This is a genomic window from Paracidovorax sp. MALMAid1276 (assembly GCF_049198005.1).
Lineage (GTDB): Bacteria > Pseudomonadota > Gammaproteobacteria > Burkholderiales > Burkholderiaceae_C > Acidovorax.
In genome coordinates, this window is record NZ_JBMIRS010000197.1 from 116439 (window position 1) to 136048 (window position 19610).

Sequence of the window (19610 nt, forward strand, 5' to 3'; positions counted from 1 at the left end):
TAGGCGGCGGGCAGAAGCAGAAAGGCCGCCCAGCGGGCGGCCTTGGCATGCAACTAGAGCGCGGCGGGATCAGCCTTCGGTGCCCAGCACCTGCTTGAGCTCGCCCGACTCGTACATTTCCATCATGATGTCCGAGCCGCCGATGAATTCACCCTTCACGTACAGCTGGGGAATGGTGGGCCAGTTGCTGTATTCCTTGATGCCCTGGCGGATCTCGTCATCCTCCAGCACGTTGACGGTGACCACGCTCTTGGGGTCCACGCCGCTGGCCTTCAGGATCTGGATGGCGCGGCCCGAAAAGCCGCACATGGGGAAACTCGCGCTGCCCTTCATGAACAGCAGGATGTCGCTGGATTTGACGAGGGCGTCGATGCGTTGTTGGGTGTCGCTCATGGGGTGTTCGTAAGTTGGAAGCGCAGATAGCCTGCATTATCCCAGTTTGACGCTGGCCCCGCGTGTCCTCATCGGCCTGTCAACTTTCGTATGGCGGATTCCAGTTGGCCCACTGCAGCCGATTCCGTCTCTACCTTCTTCAGCAGGGCGTTGACCTTGTTCAGGCTGGCCTGGCTGCGCGCCTCGACGGTGGAGCCGGCGATCGTCACCTCATTGGGGTGCGTTTCCACGTAGGTGAGGAGTTCCAAGAAGGCGCCCAGCATGCCCCGCGTGGCCGGCAGCAGCTGCAGCATCAGCCCGGCGGGCTGCGCGACGAGCTTGTCGAACGCCGCGTCGTAGACGGCACGCAAGTCGTCGGGCTGGCTCAGGGCGGTTTTGGCGGCCGTGGCGCGGTCCAGTGCGGCCTTCACGTCTTGCGCGGCCTGGGGCAGGTGGTCGCGCAGCTCGCCGGCTTCCTTGCGCTTGGCCATCAACTGGGACAGCGAGCGCGTGTGCTCCAGGCGGGCCATCATCGCGGTGAACGGGGCGTCGCTCATCTCCTTGTTGAAGCCGGTGATGATGTCGTAGTGGGCTGCGTAGCGACCGACCGCCTTGCGCTGCTCCTCATTGAGCTTGGGGATGGAGGCGCGCTGACGGTTGAGCACGCGGGTCTGCAGGAATTCAATGAAGGCCTTGCGCTCGCGGGGCTCGGCGCTGCAACCGGCCAGGGTCCAGGCGGTGCCCAAGGTGCCCACGGAAAGGGCACCCAGACGTTGGAGTGCCGCGCGGCGGGAGGCAATGTGAGGCATGGTGTCTCGAAAAAAAGAAAAGCCGCCTCGCGAGGCGGGCCATGGTTGCAAATGGGGGATGGAGAACTGCTTGAAACGCCGGGGCTGACCGGAACGGCGGCGCGTCCCAGCACGCCTCGGAACGCCGGTGATTATTGAAGCGGACAGGGCAGGGGCCGCCCTTTGTTTGTGACGATTGGTGGGGCCGTCGCTGCTATGCCCGCTGCCCGCCCGAGCACCGCTCGATGCCGGCCAGATCCTGCCGGCTGCACACCGCTATGAATCCGGCCGCCTGCAGCAGTCCGCGCACCGCCTTGGCCTGGTCATGGCCATGTTCCAGCAGCAGCCAGCCTCCCGGTGCCAGATGCGCCGGGGCCTGGGCCACGATGGTGCGGATGTCATCCAGGCCGTCCGCGCCGCTGGCCAGGGCCTGCAGGGGCTCGTGGGTGAGGGCGGCCAGGTGGGGGTCCTGCGCGGGGATGTACGGCGGGTTGGAGACGATGGCGTCAAAGACGCCGCCCACGTCCGCCAGCCAGTTGGATGTCGCACACCGCACCGGCAGGCCGAGCCGCTGCGCATTGGCCTGTGCCACCGCCAGGGCGTCGCGGCTCGCATCCACCGCCAGCACCTGGGCCGTGGGGCGCTGGCTTTGCAGGGCCAGGGCGATGGCGCCGCTGCCGGTGCCCAGGTCCACCACGCGCGGTGCGGACAGCGCTGCGATGGCTTCCAGCGCCCAGTCCACCAGCGTTTCGGTGTCGGGGCGCGGGTCCAGCACGCGGGCATCCACCTGCAGCGGCAGGCCGTAGAACTCCTTGTGCCCAGTCAGATAGGCCACCGGCTCACCCGCCGCGCGGCGCTGGCACAGGGCCAGGAACTGCGCATGCTGCGCGGGCACGAGCGCATCGGTGTCGTGCGCCAGCAGCCAGGCCCGGTCGCCACCGGCGCGGCCCACGGTGTGCAGCAGCAGCAGCTGGGCGTCGATGCGCGCCAGGCCCAGGGTGTGGGCCTGTGCCAGGGCTTGGGCCAGGGTGGGGGTGGTCACTATGATGTTGATAGCTGCCAGCGCTTGATGGATAAGCGCTGGAGGCCAATTTGATTCAAATTTTGGTCAGACGGCGCTCAGCTCCAGCTCTTCCAGCTGCTCGGCCTCGCGCGCATGTTGCAGGGCCTGCAGCACGTCACCCAGGTCGCCTTCCATCACCTGCAGCAGCTTATACAGCGTGAGATTGATGCGGTGGTCGGTGAGGCGCCCTTGCGGAAAGTTGTAGGTGCGGATGCGGTCGCTGCGGTCGCCGCTGCCGATCAGGCCCTTGCGCAGTGCGGCCTCCTTGGCGGCGCGTTCGCTGCGCTCTTTCTCCTGAATGCGCGCCTGCAGCACCTGCAGCGCCTTGGCCTTGTTGCTGTGCTGGCTGCGGCCGTCCTGGCACTCGGCCACGATGCCCGTGGGCAAATGCACCACGCGCACGGCGGAGTCGGTCTTGTTGATGTGCTGGCCGCCCGCGCCGCTGGCGCGGAAGGTGTCGATGCGCAGGTCGGCCGGGTTCAGCGTGATGGCCTGGTGCTCGTCGGGCTCGGGCATCACGGCCACGGTGCAGGCGCTGGTGTGGATGCGGCCCTGCGTCTCGGTGGCGGGCACGCGCTGCACGCGGTGGCCGCCGGATTCGAACTTGAGCGCGCCGTACACATGGTCTCCCTCCACGCGCAGCACGATTTCCTTGTAGCCGCCCAGCTCGCTTTCGTTGGCGCTCATGATCTCCACCTTCCAGCCTGCAGTGGCGGCGTAGCGGGTGTACATGCGGGTCAGGTCGGCTGCAAACAGGGCCGACTCATCGCCCCCGGTGCCGGCGCGGATTTCCACAAACGCGTTGCGCGTGTCGTCGGGGTCCTTGGGCAGCAACAGGCGCTGCAGCTCGTCTTCCAGCTGCAGCAGCTCGGCCTCGGCGGTGGTGATTTCTTCCTGCGCCATCTCGGCCATGTCGGGGTCGTCCAGCATCTCGCGCGCGCCGGCCAGGTCGGCCTCGCGCTGCTGGTAACGGGCATAGCGCCCGGCGATCTGCGTGACCTCGGCATGCTCGACAGAGATGCGGCGGTACTGCGCCATGTCGCTCATGATGTCTTCGCGCGAGAGCAAAAAGTCGAGTTCGCCCAGGCGTTGTGCGTAGCGCTCCAGCTGGCTTCGGAGAAAGGGTTTCATGGTGTCCGGAGAAAATGTGTGCTACTGATTTGGTAGCTGGCGGCGCTTGTGTAGTAAGCGCTGGAGGCCCAAAAGACCTCAAGAAGAAGGGCTGGACGAGCGCCGCTAGAGCCCGTGGCCGGGCGTCTTGCTGTGCGAGCGCAGGAACAGGCGCGAGACGGTCTGCGCCGTTTGCGCGCGGGTGTCGGCGTCGCCGGCGCGCAGCTCGGCCAGGGTGCCGTGCAGCATCTTCTGCGTGAGGCCGCGCGACAGCGCTTCGAGCACGGCGTCCACGTCCTCGCCCTTGGCCAGAAGCCGCTTGGCACGGGCGATCTCCAGCGCGCGCCATTCGTCCGTCTGGGCGTTGAGCTGCTGGATCAGCGGCACCACCCCGCCCTCGGCCGCCGCCGGGCTGCGCAGCTCCATCCAGTGCATGAAGCTTTGCACGCCGGCGTCGATGATGGCCTCGGCCTGCGCCACGGCGGCCTGGCGGTTGGCCTGGGCGGTCTGCACCACGCTGGCCAGGTCGTCCACGGTGTACAGGTACACGTCGCCCAGGGCCTTCACCTCGGGCTCGATGTCGCGCGGCACGGCCAGGTCCACCATGAAGATGGGGCGGTGGCGGCGCTTCTTGATGGCGCGCTCCACCGCGCCGAGGCCGATGATGGGCAGGCTGCTGGCGGTGCAGCTGATGACGGCATCGAACTCGTGCAGGCGCTCGGGCAGGTCGGCCAGGCGCATCACTTCGCCGCCAAAGCGGGTGGCGAGCTTCTCGCCGCGCTCCAGCGTGCGGTTGGCGATGGAGATGTGCTTGGGGCTCTTGGCGGCGAAGTGCGTGGCGCACAGCTCGATCATCTCGCCCGCGCCCACGAACAGCACCTTGATCTGCGAGAGGTCTTCAAACAGCTGGCCGGCCAGGCGCACAGCCGCGGCGGCCATGCTGATGCTGTGGGCGCCGATGTCGGTGCTGGTGCGCACCTCCTTGGCCACGGCAAAGCTGCGCTGGAACAGCTGGTTGAGCGTGGTGCCCAGGGCGCCGGCGGTTTCGGCGGCGCGCACGGCGTCCTTCATCTGGCCCAGGATCTGCGCCTCGCCCAGCACCATCGAATCGAGCCCGCTGGCCACGCGGAAGGCGTGGCGCGCAACCAGGCTGTCTTCGAGCGTGTACGAGTGCGAGCGCAGCAGCGCGGGGCTCACGCCGCCGCTTTGCGCGAGCCAGCCCAGCGTGTGGTCCATGACCGGGCCGGGCGCGGACGTGGGGGCTGCGCAGTAGATTTCGGTGCGGTTGCAGGTGGAGATGATTGCAGTCTCGACGCCCGGATGCCGCGTGGTTGCGCCCAGGGACTGGCGCAGGCCGTGCAGCGTGGGGGCGATCTGGTCGAGCGCAAACGCAAACCGGCCGCGCAGGTCGAGCGGCGCGGTGGTGTGGTTGATGCCGAGGGCCCAGACTGCCATAGCCCGCGATTATAAAATTGTTGCCCCCGCCCGGCAGGCCCGCTTGCCAAGGCCTTGATCTGGTTCAAATCCATGGGTCCGCTGGACATTCTCAACCACCTGCTCAACTTCGCCGCGCCCGCTGCCTTCATGGCGGCCTGGTCGGTGCTGCTGGGCCGCTTTATCCGATCAAAAAGCCCGCTGGCGCTTTCCTGGTGGGCTCAGGCAGCTATCGTTTTCATAGTCTGCATCGCCGTCACAGCGGGAGGGCTGCTGCTGTGGGGGCGCGACGGGCGCATGCTGACCTATGGCGCGCTGGTGCTGGCCGCTGCCACCTGCCAGTGGGGGCTGGTGCGCGGCTGGCGCGCCTGAGGCGGCCCGAAAAATGCCGCCTGAGTCGGCGTGACACTGCCGCGCGTTCGATCTCAGCCCGGTGCGCCCACGGCCGCGGCCGCCGCCTCGGCCAGCAGCCACTGGCGCAGGGCCTGCAGGCCCGGCATGGCCGTGCGCCCGGCGCGGCAGCACAGGTAGTAGCCCCGGTCCAGCGCCACGGGCTGGTTTACCGCGATGGCGATGCGACCGCTGGCGATGTCGTCTTCCACCAGGCAGCGCTGCACCACGGCCACCCCCAGCCCGGCCACCACGGCCTGCACCAGCAGGGCCACGCGGTCGAAGTCGGCCGCCGGCACAAGCGGCCCATGGGCGCAGCCCGCACCGGCCAGCCAGCGTGCCCAGTTGTCGGGGTAATGGGTGTGGAACAGCAGGGGCCGGCCGAGCAGGTCTTGCGCGCTGCGGATGGCGGCGGGGCCGTGCAGGTCGGCCGGGCGGCAGATGGGCACCACCTCGCGCCCCACCAGATAGTCGGCCGTGATGTGCGGCGGCCAGGGGCCGGAGCCGCCGGTGCGGATCCAGGCGTCGATGCCGGGCGCGGTCAGCGGGTCGTCGCGGTCGTAGGGCGCAAACGCCAGCGGCGTGCCCGGGTGCTGCGCGGCAAAGCCCGGCAGGCGCGGAATCAGCCAGTGGCTGAACAGCGTGGGGGTGACCGACACGCGCAGCGCCTGGGGCGCGGGCCCGCTGCGCCGTGCGCGCACGGCCGCCGTGGCCGCTTCGATGGCCGCCAGCGACGGGCCCACGGCCTCCAGGTATTCGCGCCCTTGCGGGGTGAGCACGCTGCGGCGGCCCTCGCGCTCGAACAAAGGCAGGCCCAGGTGCTCTTCCAGCCGGGCGATGGCGCGGCTGATGGCGCCCTGGGTGACGTGCAGCTCGGCCGCCGCCTGGGCAAATGTGCCGCGCCGCGCGGCCGTGGCAAAGGCATGCAGCTCGGGCAGGGAGGGGGACAGGATGCGCATGCGGGCAGGGGGCGGATTGGTGAGCGCTGGTAATGAATGGGCGCCATTTTGTCGCTTTTCGCAGCGGCGCGGGCTGGCCAGAATCGGCCGCATCACTGGAAGGAGACACGCCCCATGACCCCGCACCCCCTCGCCCGCCGCACCGTGCAGCGGCCCCGCCGCACCACAGCGCCCGCCCTGAAGCGCAAGCTGCTGGGCGCCATCGCCGCAGCCCTTCTCGGCCCCGCGTCCGTGCCGGTTGCGCTGGCCCAGGCGGCCGACTACCCCAGCCGCCCCATCAAGCTCATCGTGCCTTTTGCGCCCGGCGGCTCGACCGACATGGTGGCCCGCCTGCTGGCCGACAAGATGGGGCCCATCCTGGGCAAGGCCGTGGTGGTGGACAACAAGGGCGGTGCCGGCGGCTCCATCGGCGCCGAGGCCATCGCCAAGGCCGCGCCCGACGGCTACACCATCGGCATGGCCACGGTGAGCACGCACGGCGCGAACCCCGCCATCTACGCCAAGCTGCCCTACAACGCCGTGAAGGACTTCGCGCCCATCACCAACGTGATGAGCGTGCCCAGCGTGTTCGTGGTGCACCCGAGCGTGCCGGCCAAGTCGATGAAGGAGTTCGTCGCGCTGGCCAAGGCAAGCCCTGGCAAGTACACCTTCGCCTCGCCCGGCACCGGCTCGCTGGGGCACGCCAACATCGAAAACTTCATGGACCTGGCGGGCATCGACCTGCTGCACATCCCCTACAAGGGCGCGGGCCAGGCGGCCGTGGATGCGCTGGCGGGCAACGTCAACGCCATGACCGACAACCTGCCCTCCACGCTGACCAACATCCAGACGGGCAAGCTGCGCCCGCTGGCGGTGCTGGCCCTCAAGCGCAGCCCGGTGCTGCCCGACGTGCCCACCTACACCGAGCTGGGCTACCCCGGCATGGGCGACGGCGGCTGGTTTGGCCTGGTGGCGCCGGCCGGCACGCCCAGGGAGATCATCGCCAAGCTCAACGCGGCCGCGCACAAGGCCATGGCGCTGCCCGAATACCTGGAAAAGCAAAAGAGCATCTCGGGCGAGTCCATGGCCAACACGCCCGAGCAGTTCGCCCGGCAGATCGATGCGGCCATCGCACGCTACACCGCCGTGGCCCAGCGCGCCCAGATCAAGCTCGACTGATGGTGCGCTTTTGACCGCAGGGACCGACGACGACCTGAGCCCCCGGCCGCACACGCCGGTCGAGATCTGGCAGCCCACGGGCGAGCCGCTGCCGCTGGTGTGCGATTCGCCGCACAGCGGCACGGCCTACCCGGACGATTTCGGCCACGCCGTGCCGCTGGCGCTGCTGCGCCGGGGCGAAGACACGCATGTGCACCGCCTCTGGCAAGCGGCACCGCGCCATGGCGCCACGCTGCTGGCGGCCACCTTTCCGCGCACCTACATCGACGCCAACCGGCATGAGACCGACCTGTGCCCCACGCAGATCGACGGTGCGTGGCCCGCGCCGCTGAACCCGGGGCCCAAGACGCAGCAGGGCCTGGGCCTGATCTGGCAACGCATCAGCCAGGACGGCGTGGCCACGCCGCTGTACCGGCGCAAGCTCACCGTGGCCGAGGTGCAGCACCGCATCGACCGCTATTGGCGCCCCTACCACGCAGCGCTGCAGGCCGCCATCGACGCCAGCGTGCAGCGCTTTGGCTGCGTGTGGCACCTGAACCTGCATTCCATGCCCCATGACGTGTACCGCCGCCTGGGACGCCACGATGCGCCCCCCCTGGCGGACTTCGTGCTGGGCGACCGCGACGGCACCACCTGCTCGGCCGACTTCATCCACCTGATCGGCGACACGCTGCGGGGCCTGGGCCACACCGTGGCCTTCAACGAGCCCTACAAGGGCGTGGAGCTGATCGCGCGCATCGGCCAGCCCCCGCTGCGCCGCCACAGCCTGCAGATCGAGATCCGCCGCCCCGTCTACATGGACGAGGACACGCGCGCGCCCCACGCGGGCTTCGCGCGGCTGCAGCAGCACCTGGACCAGGTGCTGGCGGCGGTGGCGCAGCATGTGCGGGCGCAAATGCGTGCCTGAGTTGGGATGAAAATGGCCGCCAGCGCTTATCCATCAAGCGCTGGCAGCTATAAAAATGATAGTTCCGGCTGATGGAAGCCGGAGGGGCCGGCGGGGCTCAGGCGGCCGGGCTGAACAGGTCCACCCGGTCGGTGATGATGCCGTCCGTGCCCAGGTCGATCAGCCGCTGCGCCGCCCATTCGTCATTCACGGTGTACGACAGCGTGCGCAGGCCCCAGCCCTGCACCTGGGCGACCAGTGCGGCGTCCCACAGTGCGTGGTTGCAGACGATGGCCACGCAGCCCAGCTCGCGGGCCACGTCGAGGCAGCCGTCCCAGAGCGCGTCGATGAGCAGCGCGCGCGGGATGTGCGGCGCCGTGGCGCGGGCGCCGGCCAGGGCGTCGGGCTTGAACGACGAGAACAGCGGCGGCACGGCCTGGCCCTGCCACAGGCGGGCAGCGTGCTCGCCCACCACGCGGCCGGTGTGTTCTTCCGTGCCCGGCGTGGGCTTGATCTCGATGTTGAGGAAATACCCGTTGGCGATGCAGTAGCGCGCCAGGTTGTCGAGCGTGGGCAGCGGCTCGCCCGCGTGGGCGCGCGAGTGCCAGCTGCCCGCGTCCAGCTGGGCCAGCTCGCGCCAGGCCAGGTCGCCGCCCGTGCCCCGGCCGCTGGTCGTGCGATCCAGCGTGGCGTCGTGCATCAAGAACGGCACGCCGTCGGCCGAGAGCTTGGCATCGCACTCGAACATGCGGTAGCCGTGTGCGGCACCCAGGCGGAAGGCCGCCAGGGTGTTTTCAGGTGCCAGCTTGCCAGCGCCGCGGTGGGCGATCCAGCGGGGGTAAGGCCAAGGGGCGGTCATCGTTGCGTCTTTCTTGATACGTGCGCTGCGCGCGGCGCGTGAAACTGTCGTTGCCCCGGCGCGGAATGCCCCGCAGCGAGGGGCGCCCCGCAGCGCCTCAGGGGAATGTCACGCCCTTTTTCCCGTCGTGGCGTCAAACGCGTGCAGCCGGTCCGCGCGGGGCTGTACGTGGATCACGGTGTCGGGCGCCGGAGCGTGGGCGCCTTCCTCCACACGCACGATGATCTGCTCGCCGTTGATGCGGCCATAGATCAGGCGCTCGGCGCCCAGCAGTTCCACGGTTTCCACGGTCACGGCCCAGCCGTCGCCCGCCGTCACGTCCAGGTGCTCGGGGCGGATGCCCAGGATGGTGCCGGCCTGCACGCCGGGGGCGTTCTTGAGCAGGTTCATGGGCGGCGAGCCGATGAAGCTGGCCACGAAGGTGGACGCCGGCGTGTGGTAGACCTCTTCGGGCGTGCCGAATTGCTCCATGTTGCCGGCGTTCATCACGATCATGCGCTCGGCCAGCGTCATGGCCTCGACCTGGTCGTGCGTCACGAACAGGCTGGTGATGCCCAGCTCGCGGTGCAGCTTCTGGATTTCCAGGCGGGTCTGGGCGCGCAGCTTGGCGTCCAGGTTGGACAGGGGTTCGTCGAACAAGAACACCTGGGGCTGGCGCACGATGGCGCGGCCCATGGCCACGCGCTGGCGCTGGCCGCCCGAGAGTTCGCGCGGCTTGCGCTCGAGCAGGTGCGAGAGTTCGAGGATCTTGGCGGCCTTGTCCACGCGGCGCTGGATCTCTTCCTTGGGCACCTTGGCGATCTTCAGGCCATAGGCCATGTTCTCGTAGTTCGTCATGTGCGGGTACAGCGCGTAGTTCTGGAACACCATCGCGATGTCGCGCTGGGCGGGTTCCAGGTCGTTCACCACGCGGTCGCCAATGCGCAGCTCGCCGCCGGAGATTTCCTCCAGGCCCGCGACCATGCGCAGCAGGGTGGACTTGCCGCAGCCCGAGGGGCCGACGATGACGATGAACTCACCGTCCTTGACCTCGGCATTCACGCCGTGGATGACCTGGTTGGCCTTGGGGCCCACGCCGTAGCGCTTGATGATGTTGCGAAGGGATATGGATGCCATGATGCAATGAATTTGATAGCTGAAAGTGCTTGTCTGGTAAGCGCTGACAGGGTTTTTGACTTATTTTTCGGTGTCCACCAGGCCCTTGACGAACCAGCGCTGCATGAGCACCACCACCACCGCCGGGGGCAGCATGGCCAGCAGGGCGGTGGCCATCACGATGTTCCATTCGTTGCCCGAATCGCCGCCGGCGATCATGCGCTTGATGCCGATCACCACGGGGTACATGTCTTCCGACGTGGTCACCAAAAGCGGCCACAGGTACTGGTTCCAGCCGTAGATGAACTGGATCACGAACAATGCGGCGATCGAGGTGCGCGACAGCGGCACCAGGATGTCCTTGAAGAAGCGCATGGGCCCGGCGCCGTCCACGCGGGCGGCTTCCACCAGTTCATCGGGCACCGTGAGGAAGAACTGCCGGAACAGAAAGGTGGCCGTGGCCGACGCGATCAGCGGCACCGTGAGACCCGCGTAGGAGTTGAGCATGTTCAGGTCGGACACCACCTGGTAGGTGGGCCCGATGCGCACTTCCACCGGCAGCATCAGCGTGATGAAGATGAGCCAGAAGCAGATGCCCTTGAACGGGAAGCGGAAGTACACGATGGCAAACGCCGACAGCAGCGAGATCGCGATCTTGCCCACGGTGATGACGATGGCGGTGACAAAGCTCACCCACATCATGCGGGCCACAGGCGCGTTGGAGCCCGCGCCGGAGCCGCCGCCAAACAGCGTGTCGTGGTAGGTCTGCCAGAAGTTGCTGCCCGGCAGCATGGGCATGGGCACCTGCACGATGTCCTGCGCCGTGTGGGTGGACGCCACGAACGCCAGGTACAGCGGGAAGCCGACGATGATCACGCCCAGCACCATGATGAGGTGCGAGAAGCCGGTGAGATAAGGACTACGTTCAACCATGGGAATCTTTCAGAACCGAAGGATGGCCCGCGGCGCGTGGAGAGGGCGCGCTGCAGGCGAGGGCCGCCGAGCAAGGGCCGCCCCGCAGTGAGGGCGGCGTCCCCCTGAAGGGGGAAGGCGCGAAGCGACTCAGGGGGTGCTTCATATTCAATACTGCACTTTCTTTTCGACGTAGCGGAACTGGATGACCGTCAGTGCGACGACGATCACCATGAGCACCACCGACTGCGCGGCCGATCCGCCCATGTCCATGGCCTTGAAGCCGTCGTGGTAGACCTTGTAGACCAGGATGGCGGTGTCGCGCCCCGGGCCGCCCTGCGTGGTGGCGTCCACGATGGCGAAGGTGTCGAAGAAGGCGTACACCACGTTGATCACCAGCAGGAAGAACGTGGTGGGCGACAGCAGCGGGAACTGGATGCTCCAGAACCGGCGCCACGGGCCCGCGCCGTCGATGGCGGCGGCCTCGATCAGCGACTTGGGGATGGATTGCAGGCCCGCCAGGAAGAACAGGAAGTTGTACGAGATCTGCTTCCACACGGCGGCAATCACGATCAGCCCCATGGCGTGGTCGGAGTTGAGCATGTGGTTCCAGTCGAAACCTGTCTGGCGCAGCAGATAGGCCACCACGCCCAGCGAGGGCGAGAACATGAACATCCACAGCACGCCCGCCACAGCGGGAGCCACAGCGTAGGGCAGCAGCAGCGCGGTCTTGTAGACGAGCGCGCCCTTGATGATGCGGTCGGCAAAGATGGCCAGCACCAGCGACAGGCTGATGCCGATCACGGCCACCAGAATCGAAAACACCGCCGTCGTCTTGAAGGAGGCGAGGTAGCCGGGGTCGTCGAACAGGTGCTTGAAGTTGTCCAGCCCCACCCATTCCTTGGAGAAGCCGAAGGTGTCCTGCTGCTGGAACGACTGCACCAGCGCCTGGCCCGCAGGCCAGAAAAAGAAGACGCTGATGATGGCCAGCTGGGGCGCCAGAAGCACCCACGGCAGCCATGCAGAGCGAAATAAAACGCGTTTTTCCATGTCGGAACTCTCAAATAGAAAACCCCGCCGCCCCGTGAACCACAGTGGTTGACGGGGCGGCGGGCTTTCGGTGCCCTACCGCAGCGCGGCAGGTAGGGCACGAACAGATTTTCGGCAGTGCTTGCTTACTTGTTGGCGCGGGCGAAACGGGCCAGCTGCTCGTTGCCACGGGTCACGGCCGTGTCCAGCGCTTCCTTGACGGACTTCTTGCCCGACCAGATTTGCTCGGTTTCCTCGTCGATGATGGAGCGCACCTGCACGAAATTGCCCAGGCGGATGCCGCGCGACTTGTCGGTGGCCTTCTTGATCATCTGTGTCACGGCCACGTCGGTGCCGGGGTTCTTTTCATAGAAGCCCGAAGCCTCGGTCAGCTTGTAGGCACCCATGGTCACGGGCAGGTAGCCCGTGCGCTGGTGGCTGGCGGCCTGCACCTTGGTGTCGTTCAGGAAGTTCAGGAAGTCGGCCACGCCCTTGTACTCGTCGGCCTTCTTGCCGGCCATCACCCACAGGCTGGCGCCGCCGATGGCGGTGTTCTGGGGCGCGCCCTGCACGTCAGGGTAGTAGGGCAGGGTGGAGATGCCGTAGGCGAACTTGGCTTCCTTGGACACGCGGGCATACAGGCCCGACGAGCCGGTGATCATGGCGCATTCGCCCGAAGGGAACGATGCGTCGGCCGCGTTGCCCCGGCCCTTGTAGACAAAGCTGCCTTCCTTGGAGGCCTTGGCCAGGTTCTCGAAGTGGCGCACGTGCAGGGGCGAGTTGATCTGCAGCTGTGCGTCGTTGCCGTCAAAGCCGTTGTTCTTGGTGGCGAACAGCGTGTTGTGCCACAGCGAGAAGCTTTCGAGCTGCGTCCAGCTGATCCAGCTGGTGGTGTAGGGGCAGCTGTGGCCGCTGGCCTTGAGCTTGGAGGCTGCGGCGAACACTTCGGGCCAGGTCTTGGGCGGCTTGTCGGCGTCCAGGCCCGCCTTCTTGAAGGCGTCCTTGTTGTAATAGAAGATGGTGGTGGAGCTGTTGAGCGGGTAGCTCAGCATCTGGCCGTTGGGCGCGGTGTAGTAACCGGCCACGGCAGACACGTATTCCGACGGGGTGAACTTGAAGCCGGCGTCGTTCAGCACCTTGGCGGCCGGCACGATGGCGCCCTTGCTGGCCATCATGGTGGCGGTGCCCACTTCGAACACCTGCAGGATGTGGGGGGCATTGCCGGCGCGGAAGGCGGCGATGGCGCCTGTCATCGATTCGTCATAAGTGCCCTTGTAGGTGGGCACCACCTTGTATTTGGTCTGGCTGGCGTTGTACTGCTTGGCCAGATCGTTGACCCATTCGCCCAGAGCCGAGCTCATGGAATGCCACCACTGAATCTCCACTTGCTGGGCCTGTGCGGGCGCAGCGAGCGACAGGGCGATGGCGGCAGAAAGCGCCAGATGCTTGATTTGCATGAATGTTCCTCCAAGGATGACGAAATGCACAAAGGCCGGATGCTAGGCCGGCGTTGTGACAATGGCGTGTCGTTGTCGCATGGCACCCCGTGTGTAACAACCGGGTAAACCCCTTGGAATGCCCTGCATGACCCCCAGCGGGAGTCCTGCACAACATCCCTTCGGGTGCCTTGCAAGGGGTGCGATTGTGACTGTTTTATGACACGGTTGCAGCGATGGGCTGATGCATGCAAGGTTTTGGTGCATTGCATCAAACTTGGTGCATAGTGGCGCGGCCCCCGTCCTGTCTTCTTCCAACCCCTTTCGCACTGCCATGGTCAACAACTCGCTGGACAAGAACAAGATCAAGTTTCTGTTGCTGGAGGGCATCCACCCGTCTGCGGTGGAGGTGCTGCGCGGCTCCGGCTACACGCAGATCGAGACAGTGGCCGGCGCGCTGCCGGACGACGAGCTCAAGCGCAAATTGGCGGACGTTCACTTTGTGGGCATCCGCTCGCGCACGCAGCTCACCGAAGAGGTGTTTGCGCACGCCCACAAGCTCGTGGCCGTGGGCTGTTTTTGCATCGGCACCAACCAGGTCGACCTGAATGCCGCGCGCGAACGCGGTATTGCCGTGTTCAACGCGCCGTATTCCAACACCCGCTCGGTGGCCGAGCTGGTGCTCGCCGAGGCCATCCTGCTGTTGCGCGGCATTCCCGAGAAGAACGCGGTGGCGCACCGTGGTGGCTGGCTCAAGAGTGCCGACAACGCCTACGAGATCCGTGGCAAGACCCTGGGCATCGTGGGCTACGGCTCCATCGGCACACAGCTGTCCGTGCTGGCCGAGGCGCTGGGCATGCAGGTGGCTTTTTTTGACGTGGTCAACAAGCTGCCGCTGGGCAATGCGCGCCAGGTGCCGCGCCTGCACGACCTGCTGGCGCAAAGCGACATCGTGAGCCTGCACGTGCCCGAGCTGCCCTCCACCGAAGGCATGATCGGCACGGCCGAGATCGCTGCGATGAAGCCCGGCGGCATCCTCATCAATGCCGCGCGCGGAACGGTGGTGGACATTGATGCGCTGGCCGAGGCGCTCAAGGCGAAGAAGCTGCTGGGCGCCGCCATCGACGTGTTCCCGGTGGAGCCGCGCACCAACAAGGACGAGTTCCAGTCGCCCCTGCGAGGCCTCGACAACGTGATCCTGACCCCGCACATCGGCGGCTCGACCATGGAGGCGCAGGCCAACATCGGCCTGGAAGTGGCCGAAAAGCTGGTGAAGTACAGTGACAACGGCACCAGCACCTCGTCGGTCAACTTTCCCGAAGTGGCCTTGCCGGCCCACCCCGGCAAGCACCGGCTGCTGCACATCCACCGCAACGTGCCGGGCGTGCTGTCCGAGATCAACCGCATCTTTTCGGACAACGCCATCAACATCTCGGCGCAGTACCTGCAGACCAACGAAAAGATCGGCTACGTGGTCATCGACATCGACGCCGCATCGTCCGACCTCGCGCTGGACAAGCTGGCCAAGGTCACGGGCACGCTGCGCAGCCGGGTGCTGTTTTAAGGGTTGCTCCTGAATTGATAGCTGTCAGCGCTTATTGGATAAGCGCTGACGGCCTTTTTTGCTGGAAAGACGGCTTGCGGCCCCCGTGCGGGGCGCCCTGGGAGCCCACGCTCCCGGCGCGCAGAAGGGTCGTGGCTTAAAATTCTGGCCCCAAGGCACACGGGCGCCACGCGCCCACCCAGGTTGATCCCATGAATGTTCCGATAGCGTTGGCAGCCCTGCAGACGCAGGCCGCCGAGCCTGTGCGTCTGCGCGAGATTCCCTACAACTACACCTCGTTCTCCGACCGCGAGATCGTGATCCGCCTGCTGGGCTCCGCTTCCTGGGACGTGCTGGACCAGCTGCGCAAGGAGCGGCGCACGGGCCGCTCGGCCCGCATGCTGTATGAAGTGCTGGGCGACATCTGGGTGGTGCAGCGCAACCCGTACCTGCAGGACGACCTGCTGGACAACCCGGGCCGCCGCAAGCTGCTGGTGGAGGCGCTGAACCACCGCCTGGCCGAGATCGAAAAGCGCCGCACGCCCGCCGACGACGCCGGGCGCGACCGCCTGGTGGGCGAGCTGGTGGTGGCCGCGCGCCGCGCAGTGCAGGAGTTCAACGCCACGTTCGAGAACGCCGCCCAGCTGCGCCGCCAGGTGCAAAAGACACTGGGCCGCCTCACGGCCAAGGACAACATCAAGTTCGACGGCCTCTCGCGCGTGAGCCACGTGACCGACGCGACCGACTGGCGCGTCGAATACCCGTTTGTGGTGCTCACCCCCGACACCGAGGCCGAGATGGCCGCGCTGGTCAAAGGCTGTATCGAACTGGGCCTGACCATCATCCCGCGCGGGGGCGGCACGGGCTACACCGGCGGTGCGATTCCGCTGACCTGGAAGAGCGTGGTCATCAACACCGAAAAGCTCGAAGCCATGACCGAGGTGGAAATGCGCCGCCTGCCGGGCATGGACCGCGAGGTGGGCACGGTGTGGACCGAGGCCGGCGTGGTGACCCAGCGCGTGGCCGATGCGGCCGAGCGAGCGGGCTTTGTGTTTGCGGTGGACCCGACCAGCGCCGAGGCATCCTGCATCGGCGGCAACATCGCCATGAACGCGGGCGGCAAGAAGGCCGTGCTGTGGGGCACGGCGCTCGACAACCTGGCCAGCTGGCGCATGGTGACGCCCGACGCGCAGTGGCTGGAAGTGACCCGCCTGGACCACAACATGGGCAAGATCCATGACGTGGAGGTGGCCACGTTCGAGCTGCAGTATTTCGAGGCCGACGGCAAGACGCCCGTGCGCACCGAAACGCTGGCCATCCCGGGCCGCACCTTCCGCAAGGAAGGCCTGGGCAAGGACGTGACCGACAAGTTCCTTTCGGGCCTGCCCGGCATCCAGAAGGAAGGCTGCGACGGCCTGATCACCAGCGCGCGCTGGGTGGTGCACCGCATGCCCGAGCACACGCGCACCGTGTGCCTGGAGTTCTTCGGCAACGCCAAGCACGCCGTGCCCAGCATCGTCGAGATCAAGGACTTCATGTTCGCCGAGCAAAAGCGCAGTGGCGTGCTGCTGGCGGGCCTGGAGCATCTGGACGACCGCTACCTCAAGGCGGTGGGCTACGCCACCAAGAGCAAGAAGGGCAACGGCGGCCTGCCCAAGATGGTGCTGATCGGCGACATCGCGGGCGACAACGCCGACGAGGTGGCCCGCGTGACCAGCGAAGTGGTGCGCCTGGCCAACACCCGCAGCGGCGAGGGCTTCATCGCCATCAGCGCCGACGCGCGCAAGAAATTCTGGGCCGACCGCAAGAAGACGGCCGCCATCAGCCGCCACACCAACGCCTTCAAGATCAACGAAGACGTGGTGATTCCGCTGCCGCGCATGGCCGAGTACACCGACGGCATCGAGCGCATCAACATCGAGCTCTCCCTGCGCAACAAGCTCAAGCTGTGCGACGCGCTGACCGAATTTTTCGAGCGGGGCAACCTGCCGCTGGGCAAGCACGACGCCGACGACGAAGTGCCATCGCCCGAGCTGCTGCAAGAGCGCGTGGACCGTGCCATCGAACTGGTGCAGGAGGTGCGCGCCCTGTGGCAAGGCTGGCTGAACGACGTGGAAACGCTGTTCCCGCAGCTGCAGGACCACACCCTGCGCGCCAGCTGGAAGACCCAGCTGCGTGCGCCGCTGCAGGCCATCTTCACGGGGGCGGCGTTCAAGCCCATCCTCGACGAGGCCGTGGCCATCCACAAGCGCGTGCTCAAGGGCCGCGTGTGGGTGGCGCTGCACATGCATGCCGGCGACGGCAATGTGCACACCAACCTGCCGGTCAACAGCGACGACTATGAAATGCTGCAAACCGCCCACGAGGCCGTGGCACGCATCATGGTGCTGGCGCGCAGCCTGAATGGCGTGATCTCGGGCGAGCACGGCATCGGCATCACCAAGCTGGAATTTTTGACCGACGACGAACTGCGCCCCTTTGCCGACTACAAGCGCAAGGTGGACCCGCAAGGCCGCTTCAACAAGGGTAAGCTGCTACGAAATGAGGAGCTGCAAACGCTTGATGGACAAGCGCTAGGGGCCGAAAATGCTTCAAATTTGCAGGCCCTGCACGCCGATCTGACGAATGCCTACACGCCGAGCTTCGGCCTCATGGGGCACGAGTCGCTGATCATGCAGCAGAGCGACATCGGCGCGATTGCCGACAGCGTGAAGGACTGCCTGCGCTGCGGCAAGTGCAAGCCCGTGTGCTCCACGCACGTGCCGCGTGCCAACCTGCTCTACAGCCCGCGCAACAAGATCCTGGCGACCTCGCTGCTGGTCGAGGCATTTTTGTACGAAGAGCAGACCCGTCGGGGCGTGAGCATCAAGCACTGGCAGGAGTTTGAAGACGTGGCCGACCACTGCACGGTGTGCCACAAGTGCGAAAGCCCCTGCCCGGTGAAGATCGACTTCGGCGACGTCACCATGAACATGCGCAACCTGCTGCGCAAGATGGGCAAGAAGAGCTTCCGCCCCGGCAACAAGCTGGCCATGGCCATGCTCAACGCCACCAACCCCGACACCATCAAGCTCATGCGCAGCGCGATGGTGGATGTGGGCTTCAAGGCCCAGCGCGCGGCCGTGGACGTGCTGCGCGCCGTGGGCCGCAAGCAGACCGCGCACCCGCCGGCCACGGTGGGCACCGCGCCGGTCAAGGAGCAGGTGATCCACTTCATCAACAAGAAGCTGCCCGGCGGCCTGCCCAAGAAGACGGCGCGCGCGCTACTCGATATCGAGAACAAGGACTACGTGCCCATCATCCGCAACCCCGCCACCACCACGGCCGAGACGGAGGCGGTGTTCTACTTCCCCGGTTGCGGGTCGGAGCGGCTGTTCAGCCAGGTGGGCCTTGCCACCCAGGCCATGCTGTGGCATGCGGGCGTGCAGACGGTGCTGCCGCCCGGGTACCTCTGCTGTGGCTACCCGCAGCGCGGCAGCGGCCAGTTCGACAAGGCCGAGAAGATGATCACGGACAACCGCGTGCTCTTCCACCGCGTGGCCAACACGCTGAACTACCTCGATATCAAGACCGTGGTGGTGAGCTGCGGCACCTGCTACGACCAGCTGCAGGGCTACGAATTCGACAAGATCTTCCCGGGCAGCCGCATCATCGACATCCACGAGTATTTGCTGGAGAAGGGCATCACCCTGCAGGGCAAGGGCGCCTACCTGTACCACGAGCCCTGCCACAACCCCATGAAGCTGCAGGACTCGGTGAAGACCGTGAAGGCGCTGGTGGGCGAGCAGGTCTTGAAGAGCGAGCGCTGCTGCGGCGAATCGGGCACGCTGGGTGTGACCCGGCCCGATGTGTCCACCCAGGTGCGGTTCCGCAAAGAAGAGGAGATCAGGAAGGGCGAGGCCAAGCTGCGCGACAGCGGTGCCGTGGGCGCGCAGGACAACGTGAAGATCCTTACCAGCTGCCCGAGCTGCCTGCAGGGCCTGAACCGCTACCAGGACGATCTGCAGAACGGCTTGCTCGAAGCCGACTACATCGTGGTCGAGATGGCGCGCGAGATTCTGGGCGAGAACTGGATGCCCGAATATGTGCAGCGCGCCAATGGCGGCGGCATTGAGCGGGTTCTCGTCTGATGGCTGATATGGCGTGCCCGCTGTGCGCGGAAGACGGCGGCGCGCTCATCTGGCGCGGCGAGCATCTGCGCGTCATCCGGGCGAACGAGGCGGGCTTCCCGGCGTTCTACCGCGTGGTGTGGAACGCGCACGTGGCCGAGTTTTCCGACCTGTCGGCCGCCGAACGCGCCCATTGCATGGACGCCGTGACGGTGGTCGAGCAGGCCCTGCGCGAGCATTTGGCGCCCACCAAGATCAACGTCGCGGCGCTGGGCAACATGGTGCCCCACCTGCACTGGCACGTGATCGCGCGGTTCGGGTGGGACAGCCATTTCCCGTCGCCCGTGTGGGCCCCCGCCCAGCGGCCCAGCCCGGCTGAGCAGGAAGCCGCCGTGCGCGCCCGGCTGCCCGTGCTGGAGTCCACCTTGCCGCATCGGCTAGGAGTCTGCGCGGTAGAAGGCATCGAA

The 19610-nt window shown here is 66.7% G+C and carries 17 protein-coding genes; 6 read left to right on the top strand and 11 right to left on the bottom strand.

All coding sequences use genetic code 11. The annotated features are described in order from the left end of the window. Window positions 1-69: 69 nt before the first annotated feature. The 5 genes from grxD to hemA all read right to left on the bottom strand — a co-directional run bounded on the left by grxD (window position 70) and on the right by hemA (window position 4788). Window positions 70-393: a Grx4 family monothiol glutaredoxin gene (gene grxD, locus ACOQFS_RS15390; protein WP_409834708.1), complete on the bottom strand. Its 324-nt coding sequence runs from the start codon at window positions 391-393 to the stop codon at window positions 70-72. A 68-nt stretch (window positions 394-461) separates the two neighbouring features. Next, window positions 462-1181 (bottom strand): DUF3053 family protein, encoded by a 720-nt coding sequence (locus ACOQFS_RS15395; RefSeq protein WP_421563701.1) that lies wholly within the window; start codon window positions 1179-1181, stop codon window positions 462-464. Window positions 1182-1374: 193 nt separating this feature from the next. Next, window positions 1375-2202, bottom strand: coding sequence for a peptide chain release factor N(5)-glutamine methyltransferase (gene prmC / locus ACOQFS_RS15400; RefSeq protein WP_421563702.1), 828 nt, complete (start codon window positions 2200-2202; stop codon window positions 1375-1377). Between the two features lie 66 nt (window positions 2203-2268). Beyond that, window positions 2269-3354 (bottom strand): peptide chain release factor 1, encoded by a 1086-nt coding sequence (gene prfA / locus ACOQFS_RS15405; RefSeq protein ID WP_421563703.1) that lies wholly within the window; start codon window positions 3352-3354, stop codon window positions 2269-2271. A gap of 105 nt (window positions 3355-3459) precedes the next feature. Further along, complete coding sequence (hemA, locus tag ACOQFS_RS15410; protein ID WP_421563704.1) at window positions 3460-4788, bottom strand: glutamyl-tRNA reductase; 1329 nt, start codon at window positions 4786-4788, stop codon at window positions 3460-3462. A 72-nt stretch (window positions 4789-4860) separates the two neighbouring features. On the opposite strand from hemA, the gene ACOQFS_RS15415 reads away from it, so the two are divergent. Further along, entirely contained in the window at window positions 4861-5139 is a 279-nt protein-coding gene (locus ACOQFS_RS15415; protein WP_421563705.1) for a hypothetical protein, read from the top strand. 53 nt (window positions 5140-5192) lie between these two features. Here ACOQFS_RS15415 and ACOQFS_RS15420 read toward each other — a convergent pair whose 3' ends face one another. Further along, window positions 5193-6116 carry a LysR substrate-binding domain-containing protein gene (locus ACOQFS_RS15420; protein WP_421563706.1) on the bottom strand — a complete coding sequence of 308 codons (924 nt, stop codon included), beginning with the start codon at window positions 6114-6116 and terminating at the stop codon, window positions 5193-5195. A gap of 114 nt (window positions 6117-6230) precedes the next feature. Between ACOQFS_RS15420 and ACOQFS_RS15425 the strand changes: the two genes are divergently transcribed. Then, the gene (locus tag ACOQFS_RS15425) at window positions 6231-7274 is read left to right on the top strand and encodes a tripartite tricarboxylate transporter substrate binding protein BugE (RefSeq protein WP_421563707.1); all 1044 of its coding nucleotides are present in this window, start codon (window positions 6231-6233) and stop codon (window positions 7272-7274) included. 10 nt (window positions 7275-7284) lie between these two features. Continuing rightward, window positions 7285-8181, top strand: coding sequence for an N-formylglutamate amidohydrolase (locus tag ACOQFS_RS15430; RefSeq protein WP_421563708.1), 897 nt, complete (start codon window positions 7285-7287; stop codon window positions 8179-8181). A gap of 97 nt (window positions 8182-8278) precedes the next feature. Here the strand turns inward: ACOQFS_RS15430 and ugpQ are convergent, their stop codons facing one another. The 5 genes from ugpQ to ugpB all read right to left on the bottom strand — a co-directional run bounded on the left by ugpQ (window position 8279) and on the right by ugpB (window position 13512). Beyond that, window positions 8279-9019 carry a glycerophosphodiester phosphodiesterase gene (ugpQ, locus tag ACOQFS_RS15435; RefSeq protein WP_421563709.1) on the bottom strand — a complete coding sequence of 247 codons (741 nt, stop codon included), beginning with the start codon at window positions 9017-9019 and terminating at the stop codon, window positions 8279-8281. Window positions 9020-9127: 108 nt separating this feature from the next. Then, window positions 9128-10135 (bottom strand): sn-glycerol-3-phosphate import ATP-binding protein UgpC, encoded by a 1008-nt coding sequence (locus tag ACOQFS_RS15440; RefSeq protein ID WP_421563710.1) that lies wholly within the window; start codon window positions 10133-10135, stop codon window positions 9128-9130. Between the two features lie 60 nt (window positions 10136-10195). Beyond that, window positions 10196-11047 carry a sn-glycerol-3-phosphate ABC transporter permease UgpE gene (gene ugpE / locus ACOQFS_RS15445; protein ID WP_421563711.1) on the bottom strand — a complete coding sequence of 284 codons (852 nt, stop codon included), beginning with the start codon at window positions 11045-11047 and terminating at the stop codon, window positions 10196-10198. A 147-nt stretch (window positions 11048-11194) separates the two neighbouring features. Then, the gene (gene ugpA, locus ACOQFS_RS15450) at window positions 11195-12076 is read right to left on the bottom strand and encodes a sn-glycerol-3-phosphate ABC transporter permease UgpA (protein ID WP_421563712.1); all 882 of its coding nucleotides are present in this window, start codon (window positions 12074-12076) and stop codon (window positions 11195-11197) included. Between the two features lie 125 nt (window positions 12077-12201). Beyond that, complete coding sequence (ugpB, locus tag ACOQFS_RS15455; RefSeq protein ID WP_421563713.1) at window positions 12202-13512, bottom strand: sn-glycerol-3-phosphate ABC transporter substrate-binding protein UgpB; 1311 nt, start codon at window positions 13510-13512, stop codon at window positions 12202-12204. 313 nt (window positions 13513-13825) lie between these two features. Between ugpB and serA the strand changes: the two genes are divergently transcribed. The 3 genes from serA to ACOQFS_RS15470 form a co-directional block, all read left to right on the top strand. Beyond that, window positions 13826-15055: a phosphoglycerate dehydrogenase gene (gene serA, locus ACOQFS_RS15460; RefSeq protein ID WP_421563714.1), complete on the top strand. Its 1230-nt coding sequence runs from the start codon at window positions 13826-13828 to the stop codon at window positions 15053-15055. 191 nt (window positions 15056-15246) lie between these two features. Further along, window positions 15247-19164, top strand: coding sequence for a DUF3683 domain-containing protein (locus tag ACOQFS_RS15465; protein WP_421563715.1), 3918 nt, complete (start codon window positions 15247-15249; stop codon window positions 19162-19164). 8 nt (window positions 19165-19172) lie between these two features. Then, on the top strand, window positions 19173-19610 hold a 438-nt coding region (locus ACOQFS_RS15470; RefSeq protein ID WP_421563719.1), incomplete at its 3' end, for an HIT family protein.